This window comes from Methanobrevibacter thaueri, from assembly GCF_003111625.1.
In the GTDB taxonomy this organism is placed as follows: Archaea; Methanobacteriota; Methanobacteria; order Methanobacteriales; family Methanobacteriaceae; genus Methanocatella; species Methanocatella thaueri.
Map to the genome: position 1 here is coordinate 111,888 of NZ_MZGS01000027.1, position 11,941 is coordinate 123,828.

7 protein-coding genes and 1 tRNA gene are annotated in these 11,941 nt (G+C 38.0%); 4 read left to right on the forward strand and 4 right to left on the reverse strand.

Annotation, left to right across the window (positions count from 1 at the left end):
* Positions 1–3: 3 nt before the first annotated feature.
* Both MBBTH_RS08865 and MBBTH_RS08870 read right to left on the reverse strand, forming a co-directional pair.
* Positions 4–5,325, reverse strand: a complete 5,322-nt coding sequence (locus MBBTH_RS08865; protein WP_165814055.1) for a right-handed parallel beta-helix repeat-containing protein — start codon at positions 5,323–5,325, stop codon at positions 4–6.
* Between the two features lie 125 nt (positions 5,326–5,450).
* The gene (locus MBBTH_RS08870) at positions 5,451–7,049 is read right to left on the reverse strand and encodes a bifunctional N(6)-L-threonylcarbamoyladenine synthase/serine/threonine protein kinase (RefSeq protein ID WP_116592688.1); all 1,599 of its coding nucleotides are present in this window, start codon (positions 7,047–7,049) and stop codon (positions 5,451–5,453) included.
* A gap of 79 nt (positions 7,050–7,128) precedes the next feature.
* Here MBBTH_RS08870 and MBBTH_RS08875 point away from each other — a divergent pair, with 79 nt between their 5' ends.
* Together MBBTH_RS08875 and cobT are read left to right on the forward strand one after the other, a co-directional pair.
* On the forward strand, positions 7,129–7,632 hold the full coding sequence (locus tag MBBTH_RS08875) for a hypothetical protein (RefSeq protein WP_116592689.1): 504 nt from the start codon (positions 7,129–7,131) through the stop codon (positions 7,630–7,632).
* Positions 7,625–8,689: a nicotinate mononucleotide-dependent phosphoribosyltransferase CobT gene (cobT, locus tag MBBTH_RS08880; protein WP_116592690.1), complete on the forward strand. Its 1,065-nt coding sequence runs from the start codon at positions 7,625–7,627 to the stop codon at positions 8,687–8,689. Before MBBTH_RS08875 ends, cobT begins: the two co-directional genes overlap by 8 nt.
* A 32-nt stretch (positions 8,690–8,721) precedes the next feature.
* Here the strand turns inward: cobT and MBBTH_RS08885 are convergent, their stop codons facing one another.
* Both MBBTH_RS08885 and ilvE read right to left on the reverse strand, forming a co-directional pair.
* On the reverse strand, positions 8,722–9,555 hold the full coding sequence (locus MBBTH_RS08885) for an undecaprenyl-diphosphate phosphatase (RefSeq protein ID WP_116592691.1): 834 nt from the start codon (positions 9,553–9,555) through the stop codon (positions 8,722–8,724).
* 12 nt (positions 9,556–9,567) lie between these two features.
* Positions 9,568–10,491 (reverse strand): branched-chain-amino-acid transaminase, encoded by a 924-nt coding sequence (gene ilvE, locus MBBTH_RS08890; RefSeq protein ID WP_116592692.1) that lies wholly within the window; start codon positions 10,489–10,491, stop codon positions 9,568–9,570.
* 119 nt (positions 10,492–10,610) lie between these two features.
* On the opposite strand from ilvE, the gene MBBTH_RS08895 reads away from it, so the two are divergent.
* A tRNA-Val gene (locus MBBTH_RS08895) sits at positions 10,611–10,682 on the forward strand.
* 266 nt (positions 10,683–10,948) lie between these two features.
* Positions 10,949–11,779, forward strand: coding sequence for a F420-dependent methylenetetrahydromethanopterin dehydrogenase (locus MBBTH_RS08900; protein WP_116592693.1), 831 nt, complete (start codon positions 10,949–10,951; stop codon positions 11,777–11,779).
* Positions 11,780–11,941: the final 162 nt, after the last annotated feature.

An 11,941-nucleotide genomic window follows, 5' to 3' on the forward strand; every position in this document is an offset into this window, starting at 1 on the left:
CCCCTACAGTATCTTTGGAACATAAATTATGTTAATTTCCTCATCCGGAGGACCGGCAAGAAACTCATCATCGATTGCGTCTGAAAGCAATTCCCATACTCTGGAAGTAAATTCATCAAAAAGGTTATTTACAATATTTATCCATCCATCTCTGGTAAATACGTCAATTTTATCGTCAAAAGATGGGTCATCGATATATTCACCAAGGTCAACGAATTCCATACCATTTGAAACACCCTCAAATACTTTAGTCCAGAAGGTACTGTAGTCCTGATGACTATTAGAATAAATTGCACCATGAACAGCACCGAAAGCTCCACCAATGGCCCCACCAACAGCAGTAGCAATCAAATGGTTAAGCTCGTTGGTAGATATTGTATAACTTGCCCCTGACACAGCAATTGCAGTTGTGACATAAATGGCTGATTGAAGTATGTCTTCCTGTATTTGTGTCATAGGGAAGTGTTCGATGGTCTTAGGATTTTTACTTCCCATAGAAATGATTTCCATATTTCCTTCATGAGTGTAGATATCAACTTCACTCTTGCTGTTATATCCTGTATTCTTGCTAAAAGTGGAATTTAAAACCATGAGATTGCCTCTATTGTAAATTGCACCACCATATTTAGCATAATTGCCATTGAAATACGAATGGAAAATTTTCAAAGTGCCCTCATTAACAATGGCTCCACCATAATCATCTTTAACAGTATAGTCAACCTTATTATTATTGAAATGGGTATTGGATATTGACAGATACCCTGAATTTTGAATTGGAATATTGAAACCTTCAATTATCAAATCATTTATTATAACATATGAACGGATTGTTGTGGTTAAAAATCTGGTCTCATCATTGTTTTTTGGATTTTCAACAAATATGCGAGAACCTGAACCGTTAATAATCAACTTACCATAGTCCATTTCAAATAAAAGTTTGGAATCTGGGAAAACTGAATAATTGCCCTTTACAAATCTAACGTTTATAATATCATATTCATCATTGTCGCTAACTAAATTTGCAAGGTTCATTAAGGAACTGACACTATCAATAACGACATTATAGACGGCAGCCTCTGAACTTTCCCTAAATAAAGCCAATCCCTCATCTTCACTCTCAATATAATATTCGGCAATTCCAGTACAGTCAACCAGTTTTGCAATTGAATTTTGAGATAAATGTAAAATGCCCTTATCAGGGGCAAACTTTGATTTTAGAGATACAAGTTTATTGTTTTCAAAAGTACATTCAATCAACACGACCTGTGCAGAAGTGCCCTCACTATAAATTGCTGATCCTTTTGAAGCCTTATTTCCAATAAATGATGAATTGCGACAATATATTCCACCATAATTCTGTATAGCTCCACCATAATCATAATCTAAAACTGTATGATATATATTGTCTACAAATGAGCAGTTAACAATATAAACAGTACCAAAATTTAAAATAGCGCTGTTGAAACCTTTCAAAGTCAAATTTACTAAAGTTAAACTGCTGTGTTTAGGAACATATGCAAAATGATAGTCATTATTCTGAGCATTGTCATTCAACTGAATTGTTGCACCATGACCGTTTACAAGAATGGCTCTGGTGTCCATGTCCAACAGCGCCTTGTCATTCTGTGCAATGTAATATATTTTAGGATCAAGCATTTTTGTACGCCATTCCTTGCGTTGCTTAATCATTTCTTCAAAATCATTTACATTAACGGCATATGTCTTATTTTCCAAATCAATGACATATCCTGATGATGTATCGGCAAATGCCTTAATGTCATTGTGGACATTGAGAAGAGATCTTGCATCGGAATAAACCAGGAAAGTGGATTCATTGGAATTTAAACTATTGATATTCCTTGAACAAACAGATGAATATTCGCTAAAGAAACTGTGTCTAATCTGGAAATCGAAAGTATCATCGTTTTCATCATAGAAAATGACAGCACTTTTATTGGATGCATAAATGTTATCGTGCTCAGACAAGAATTTGCAGGCTATAAAACTGGTAAATGAATTGGTTTCGCCATATAAAACGCCACCCTGTGTTCCGGTTTCACTTTGCCAGCCTACGAAAGGTTCTGAATTCCTATTATTGGAAAAAGTACAACGGTCAAATGTTGCCTTGTTTAAATTATAAACCACCCCACCAGGAGTTACAGTATCAAAATATCTAGGATCATTTTCTATGAATGTTGAATTGGCACAGTATAATTCCCCATTGTTTACAAAACAGCGAATAAATTTCTTTAAAGTAAGATTATTAATTGAAATTGCAGTATTAGGATTGCCATAAATAAAGTTATGCTTATACCCGTCTTCAATTGTAGCTCCATTACCGTTTATGAACAGCCTACCATGAGACAGATGGATAAGATAATACCATTCCCTGTCCTTCCAGAAGTTCTCAGTGATTTTATAGGTGCCCTTATTAAGGTTTATAACAGTCACATCAACATGATAATCACTTTTTGACATTTTCCTCAAGACCTCTGTAAGTTCGCTGCTGGTGGAAACTGTCACGTTATATAATATAAATGATTCAAGGGAAGGGTATACATAACGATAGGTGTTTTCACCAATGACACTATATGTAATATTTCCTAGATTAATAAAGGATTCATTGTTATATATTGGCATTAACGAACCGAATCCGGTACCGTTTAGATAATTGACTACCTTTGAATATTTATTGAGCACTGTAATGTTGTCCTTAACTGTGATATTGCGATAATTGACAGTGACAACATAATTTCCCGGTGCAACATTAAGTTTGAAGAAAGCCCAACCGTATTCGGTGACATTGCATGTGTAATTCATTCCATTAATTGTGAAAGTGGCAATGCCTGTGTCGGCATATTCATCCTCTCCAATGGCGAATCTGGTCACATAAGTGTCGTTAATGTTGAAAGTTGCAATTTTGGTTTGTGGAAGTACGGTTATCTGATTTTTAAATGTTTCGCCTGTAGCTGTATTATATGCCACAACAGTATGAGTGCCTATATCCAAATTGAGATGCAAATATGCCCTGCCGTCTTCATGAATTCCCTCAGTGTGGTTAATTCCGTCGACATTAAAGATGACAGGTGTTTGGTTAGGCAAACAATTGTCTTCAGAGTCTAAAAATACAGCTGAATAAAGACTATCGCTTCCATAAACCATGACTAAATCCTCCCCATAGACACTGGTTTTTTTAACGTTGATAGTGTGGGTTAAAACTTGAGAATTGACCCTTACGGTAATCTTATGGGAACCGGATCCATTAGGAGTATAGTCAAATTCAAAAGACTTGCTTTTTACTGCAGTAATGCTGAAATTTCCACGTTTATCGCTGGAGAATCTGATGTCTTCAGCCAAATGACCCAGAACATCATTTGTGAAAATTATTTTAAAATGAATAGGCAAGTAATTGATACCTTCGTTTGCGCCTGATAAAGAAACTACGGTAGGATTACTATCAGAATGTTTTTTGTTGCTTCCAAAGATCTTATATTCCATTACTCTTGGAGAGGAAAATGAAGGACTGTTTGTACCCCACCAATTTTTTTCCAATTTATTATAATGGCCGCTGGAGAAGATATCACTTCCCTGATTATCTGCACGATTGTCCACAAAAGCATTATTGTATACCTTCATATAGGAGGCGGAGGAATCTGTGTAAATCGCTCCACCACGAGATTTAGCATGATTATTCTTAAAGTAGGAATTTAGAATATCAACCGTTCCTGATGAGTCAACGTAAATGGCTCCACCGTCACCCTGGGCGAAGCAGGATTCGAATGTTGTGTTTTCGACACTGCCCAATCTATCAGTGTGAACCGCTCCACCACCATCGACATAAACCCTATTATTTATGAAATATGAATTATCCTGACTAGAGAATGTTTTATAAGCGTATATTGCTCCACCCTTATTTTGAGCCCAATTATCCTTAAAAGTGGAACTATTTACATAAACAGATCCTTTACAACAAATTGCTCCACCATATCTCTTAGCAACCCCCTGAGTTGCATAATTGCCATTAAATGTACAGTTACGTAAATTTAAACTTGTGGAATCACTGTCACTGTAGATGGCGCCTCCATCACCTGCAATTGCATAATTATTTGTAAAAACTGAATTATAGAGATATATGTTTCCACAATTGTTGTTAATGTAGATTGCGCCTCCAAAATCACTGTTTGCATGATTTCCATCAAATACCAAGTTTCCTATAGTTTTTGAAACTGTAGAGGTGTAAATAGCACCGCCATGACCGTCTGCGGAATTTTTTATAAACTTGTTTACCTTGTCAAATTTGATAAAATCAGTGTAAATAGCACCGCCTTTACCCTTAGCGGTATTGCTTTCAAAACTGGAATTTCCTACATGCAACCATTTATCGGCATAAATCGCTCCACCCCTACTGGATTTTGCGGAATTTTCGGTAAAGTTGGAATCATCAATATATATATGAGGACCGTTTCCATAAATGGCACCTCCTTCCTTGGCGGAGTTTCCGGTGAAATTGGAACCGATGACAATTAGATCCTTAGTGGCATAAATCGCTCCACCATAATTTTCGGCGACATTATTTGAGAAACTGCATCCCTCTACAGTTAAATCTTCCTTAGCGCATACTGCACCGCCAAAACATTTGTAAACTTTTGCACCCCATGCCTTGTTGTCGATAAATTCTGTGCCAGTTATTTCAGCACCTTTTTGACAAAAAACAGCTCCCGCATCTACATAAGCGCTGTTTTCTTCAAAATAACAATCTTCTATAACAACTTCCCCTTTAGAAAATATTGCTCCACCGCTTTCGGAATTGGCCTTGTTGTTTTTAAAGGTGGAATCTGTGACGGTGAGGGTTCCCTCTAAATTATCATTATAGATTGCCCCACCATAATTTTCAGCAGCGTTATTTTCGAAAGTACAGTTAATGATTGTCCATTGAGAAGGAGTTTTAATAAATATTGCTCCTCCAGTTTTACTATTGGTATTCTTACAGTTCTTAATGATTAAATTCTTTAATGTGATTTCCCCACTATGCGAAACAAACAAGCATTGATTATTTCCACTGCAGTCAATGGTGTGTCCCTGCCCATCAATCGTTAAACTATTACTAATCTCTATAGAACAACTGCTTGTTGTAACATAGTCGTTCGTTAAATTTATGACTGAATCCTCTTCAGCATCTGAAATCTGATCCTTGAGTTCATTTATTGATGCCGGAGGGCTAGCCAAACTGTCATTGTCATCAGCCATTTGAATAATGTCTTGCGTATCATTATTTAAATCAGTCGCAACGACACAACTAATTGAGAATGAAACCAATAAAAACATAAACACAACAAATAATTTCGATTTCATAAACTCTTCACCGTTAATTTACTATGATATCTATTATGTTGAACAAACTTATAAACTATTCTATAATATAGATGTGAAACATTAAAAATAATAACTCATTAATGAGTATATCTTCCACGTGATTCTATGTCATTTATTGCATTGATTATGGACTCATCACCATAGCCTTTTAAAATCAAATCAAAATATCTCAAAGCCAAATTGTAATCGATACTCTGCAGTGACTTCTTTAAAACCAGCAAATCGACAGCCTTATCTTCCCTAAGCTGTGAATATCTTCCAAGACCAAAATCTATGAAAACCAAATCCCCTTCGCTGAGCATTATGTTTGATGTGGTAATGTCGCCGTGAATGATGTCCGCCGAATGCAGCTTAGAAATCTCGCGGCCCAACTCAAATGCCAGGTCATCATCAATTACCTCTTTCAGCATCACTCCGCCAATCTCCTCCATGGTGATTGTTTTGTCATGCAAATCAACATCATAAAGTACAGGAGTCCTAACACCTGCCCTTTTGGCATCGGACAATAGTTTGGCTTCCTCTTTAGTTCTTGCCCTTCTGATTTTATCATCTATTTCAGGAATTCTGTAACCTTTAGGAATCCTATCCTTGACAACAGCCTTTTCACCCAGATAATCTGATTTGACAATGTTGGACTCGGCACCCTTTGCAATCAGCTCGTCGGGCAACTTCAGATAGGACTTTGAATTGTCGATCCATGGAATGTCAACCTCATCGGTTCTGAACTTCTGGATGATTCGGGTGTCATTTAGATCCATCGGACCGAACTCTTTGCACATCAGAAGACCCAGCCATGCAATCATGACACCGTTGTCTCCGCATAGCTTCATTTCAGGCATGTAGAACTTGGCGCCGTGCTCTTCTGACATTGTCCTGAGCATTTCACGCAATCTGGAATTGGCAGAAACCCCTCCGCAAAGCATCACCTCATCCTTTTGTGTGTGGGAAAGCGCACGCTCGGTGACCTCAACGAGCATTGCAAATGCTGTTTCCTGAAGTGAAAAACAGACATCCTCCATCGGAGTTCCCTTTTGCACTTCCCTTATGGCTGCTGAGAGCAGTCCTGAAAACGAGAAATCCATTCCCTTGACAACATAAGGCAGATCAACATAAGATCCTTTTTTTGCAAGCCTTTCAATTACAGGCCCACCAGGATGGCCCAAACCGGTCTCACGGCCGAAATGGTCAAGGCAGTTTCCAACGGCAATGTCCAGGGTTTCACCGAAAATACGATATCTTCCACTTTCATAGGCGATTACCTGACTGTTTCCACCACTTACGTAAAGTGATACTGGATTAACCGCACCTGTATCAAGCTTTCCAACCTCAACATGACCAATGCAATGGTTTACGCCAATGATTGGTTTTTTAAGAGATAATGCCAGTGATCTTGCTGAAGTGGCAACGATTCTGAGTGCGGGACCCAAACCCGGACCCTGTGAAAATGAAATCAGGTCAATGTCATCATATGACAATCCTGACTCTTCAATGGCCTGAGGTATAAGTTTCGGAATCCATTCGGCATGATGCTCTGCAGCCAAACGAGGATGAATGCCTCCCTCTTCCGGAAATAGCTGCTTTCCAGCCATGGCTAATATATTTCCGTCGCTGTCGACAATGCCTACACCGGTTTTCTCTGCGGTTCCTTCAATTCCCAAACTTATCAAGATTATCAACTGAAAAATTTAATTAATTAGTATTTATAATATTGAAATATAAAAATATTTTTTAAATTTAAAGTACATAAGTGAAAGTATGGGATTTTATAGTGCTAATACTCCAGAACAGAAAAGGGTTAAAAAACTAACCGGAGACATTAACATCAGCGATATGTTCAAAAACGAATGTGAAACAAGAGGCATACCAATATACAATGCATATAACATTCAAAAACGATTATTGCATGAAGTGGAACAGGAAGAGCTTCATGGTGTGAAGGAAGTCGATGACAGGCTGATGGAACTGCTCGATGAGAGAGGAAAAAACAAGGTGACACACAGATATGTTGACTTCATTTCAAATGAGGACAGTGCTTCAAGAGGAGTGATCCCTCCAAGAAGCGATGAAAAGACATCACTACCTCCAAAAGACCAAATAAGAATCCCTCCAAGAGCTAGAGATGGACAAACATTTCTAACTGACAATGAATTGCCGGAAATAGAGATGTTAAAGAAAATCATGCTCCAGAATAAAAAGATTATTAATCAAAACAAGATAATTATAGACTTATTGAAAAAACAAGGTGAAAATAATGATTGATGGAATTAAAACCTACGGTTCAACAGAACTGACAGAAAAATTACAGGAAGTTGAAGATGACGCTGTATTCCTGCTTACAATAGGAACAACAGAAACTTCATTGATTGAAGGAATTTCCGGAGCAGGACCCTCTGCAGACTTGACAGAATACACCCCTGCAAGTGATGCCGAATTCATGGTATTGGGAGAGGTAAGATGCTGTGAAGCTCCTGCGGAAACCGTTGTTGGAGACGCAGCCGCACCGACACCTGCAAGACTTACAAAAGCTGCTCTTCAAGTTTCAAACATCCCATTTGTAATCGTTGATGCCGGTTCTAAAATCAAGCCTGACCTTGAATATGTGAACTTAGGAAAAGAGTACGGAAGGGACATAAGGACAGGCAAAGGTGTTTTAAATCCATTGGAAATATTCGAAAACGCCAAAGACTTAGGTGACGAGTTATCACAAAGACATGAAATGCTTATCATCGGTGAAAGTATAGCCGCCGGAACCACAACCGCACTTGGAGTCCTAAAGGCATTAGGCTATGAAGCCAATGAAAAGGTCAGCGGAAGCATGCCACACAACCCTCACGACTTGAAATCAAAGACAGTTAACGAAGGACTTAAAAATGCTGGAATTACTCCTGGTGAAGCTGATGCGATGCAAGCCATTGGAGCAGTGGGAGATCCTACCATCGCTGCAATCGCAGGTTTGGTGTTAGGTTCCGATATTCCGATTATTTTGGCTGGCGGAACACAGATGGCAGCAACCTGTGCTGTAATCAAATCCATACATCCGACATTTGACTTTTCAAGAATCAATCTCGCCACAACAGTGTTTGTGGCATCAGATGAAACTGCAGACCTCTTCGGAATTCTCGAGCAAATCGACGACAACATTACCGTCAATGTTGTTGACCCTAGATTTGAGGAATCCGAACACGAAGGACTGAAAAACTATCTGAAAGGATTTGTTAAAGAGGGCGCCGGAGCCGGAGGAGCAATGTATACCGCACTAGCTTTAGGAAGCTCCGTTGAAAGATTGAGAAAAAGAATAGAAAAAGTATGTAAATAGAGATTATTTCAATCTCTATAATTTTTTTAATTTTAGAAGATATGAGCTATTGAGCCCATAAACACTATAATACCAACCGCCCAGCAGTAATAGGAAAATATATCCAAACTCTTATTTTGAATTAAATCGAGCATCCATTTGATGGCCAGATAACCTGAAATGATTGCTGCAATAAATCCTAAAAACACTGGCAGGAAATTGGCATCCATGGCAGATCCGATATCCTTAAGCTGCAAGACGAACGCTCCGAAGATTGCAGGAATGGATAGGATGAAACTGAATTTTGCCGCAAATTCCTTGTCAAGGCCGATTGTAAGCCCTGCCGCAATTGTTGTACCGGAACGTGAAAGCCCAGGCAGAATAGCACATGCCTGACCCAGACCCATGAACAATGCCTCTTTCTTGGTAATGTTGTCATAGTTGATGTTTCCGCTGGTCATCCTTTGGGACAGGTAGAGAATTGTTCCTGTTACGAAAAGGAAAAATGCCGGAACATACAATGCGCCTGCAAACAATGCGTCAACTGAATCCTCAAACAGGACTCCGACAATTCCCACTGGGATTGTGGCAATAATCACATACCATGCAAGTCTCTTATAAGGGTCCTCCCCGAAACCTTCTGTGAATCTTCCTTGAAGGATATCGCCAAGGCTCAGCCACCATGACTTGAGCATCTTATAGATATCATACCTAAAGAACCATAATACTGCTATTAATGTTCCTAAATGAAGAAATGTGTCAAAAGCAAGTGAGCTTTCAACACCCAAAATATTTTGAATGAACACTAAGTGAGCTGAACTACTTACCGGTAAGAATTCAGTCAGTCCCTGAACGATACCAATAATAATTCCTTGAATTATATCCATGCGCTACCTCGCTTAGATGTAAGTTAACCAACCGTATTTGTCTTCAACTTTTGCTTCCACAATATCAAAGAATGCAGTTTGTAGTTTTTCTGAAACCGGTCCTCTTCTACCGATTCCGATTGTTCTGTGGTCAATAGAACGGATTGGAGTTACTTCTGCAGCGGTTCCTGTGAAGAATACTTCATCTGCGATGTATAGTCTTTCCCTTGAAATTGTCTCTTCGATTACTTCATAGCCAAGGTCACGTGCAATGGTCATTACGGAATCCCTTGTGATTCCCTTGAGGTTTGATGATGACATTGCAGGAGTGTATAACTTGTCTCCTTCAACGAGGAATATGTTTTCCCCACTTCCTTCTGATACGTGTCCTTCATAATCTAACATGATGGCTTCATCGAAACCGTTGTCAAGTGCTTCGAGCTTTGCGAGTTGTGAGTTCATGTAGTTTGCTCCACATTTTGCAAGTGTTGGGAAAGTGTCAGGTGCTGGTTTTCTCCATGAGGACACTCCGATGTCCACACCGTTTGCCATTCCTTCTTCACCAAGGTATGATCCCCATTCCCATGCTGCGATTGCTACGTTTACAGGGCATCCTAATGGGTTTACACCAAGTTCCCCATATCCTCTGAATACGATTGGGCGTATGTAACATCCGCCTAAGTCGTTGACACGGAGGGTTTCGAGGATTGCTTCAGCGATTTCCTCTTGGGTAAATGGAATGTCCATCTTGTAAATTTTTGCTGAGTCAAATAATCTTTGTACATGCTCTTCTAAACGGTATACTGCTACTCCATTTTCATTTGAGTATGCTCTGATACCTTCGAAGACACTTGTTCCATAGTGAACTACATGTGAAAGTAATGAGATATTTGCATCTTTCCATTCTACGAATTTACCGTCTAACCAAACTTTAGTTTCTTTGTCATCCCACGCCATTTTATCACGTCATTATTTTATATTTTATAATATATTGTTATTATTTAATAAAATTTTCTTAGTAGAATTTTCAAAAATAGAAACTTTTATATATTAGTAAATTCATAATAATATTTGTTGGTTCCGTGGTCTAGTGGTATGATACCTCCCTTACAAGGAGGGGATCACGAGTTCGAGTCTCGTCGGAACCACTCAATTCTATTTTTCAGAAATTTTTACATTTTAGTGTGTAATTTCTATAATTTTAATCTATTTTACTTCAAAAAATTTACCTTAAAAATTTATTTTTCTACCAATGATTTTAGGATAATTTAACCAGTTTGATAATTTTTAATGAAAATTTTAGTTGATTGAACAATATACTAGTAAAATATTAATTATGGATTAAAATTATCAAATAATAAAATTTAAATAGTTTTCTAATTAAAATTCTATATATCAAATAAGGAGATTAATTATGGTAGTTAAAATTGCTATTATTAAAAGTGGTAATATTGGTACTTCACCAGTAATTGACCTATTGTTAGACGAAAGAGCAGACAGACCAAATATCGATGTAAGAACATTTGGATCTGGAGCAAAAATGAACCCAGAACAAGTAGAAGACGTTGTACCTAAAATAGACGCTTTCGAACCTGACTTCGCAATCTTCATTAGCCCAAACCCAGGAGCACCTGGACCAGCTAAAGCAAGAGAATTATTATCTGAAAAAGATGTTCCTGCTATTATCATTGGTGACGCACCTGGTAAAGGTAAGAAAGATGAAATGGACGAACAAGGTCTCGGTTACATCATCGTTATGTCCGACCCAATGATCGGTGCAAAAAGAGAATGGTTAGACCCAACTGAAATGGCTATCTTCAACTCCGACATCTTAAAAGTATTAGCTGAAACCGGAGCATTAAGATTAGTCCAAAAAACCATTGACGCTGTAATCGCTCAAGCTGACGCAGGTGAAGCAATCGAATTACCTAAACTCATAATCACTGCTGAAAAAGCTGCAGAAGCTGGTGGATTCGCAAACCCATACGCAAAAGCAAAAGCTATTGCTGCATACGAAATGGCTGGATCCGTTGCAAACTTAGACATGAAAGGTTGTTTCATGACCAAAGGTTTCGAAAACTTCATCCCATTAGTAGCTGCTGCTCACGAAATTGCTGCATGCGCTGCTAAATTAGCACAAGAAGCAAGAGAAATCGAAAAAGCTAATGATACTGTTTTAAGAACCCCTCACATGAAAGAAGGAAACCCAGGTTGTAAAACAGACTTAATTAGTAAACCACAATAAGTAGTTTAATAACTACTTTATTTTTTTCTTTTTTTGAGGCTGACTCATAATTTTTGTGTTTAAATTTTTTTTCTTATTTTATTATCCTTTAATTTTATATACTAGGAAGTACAATCTATTATTAGAGTTAATTAACTTTTTGGTTGTGTTTTTTATGGTTTT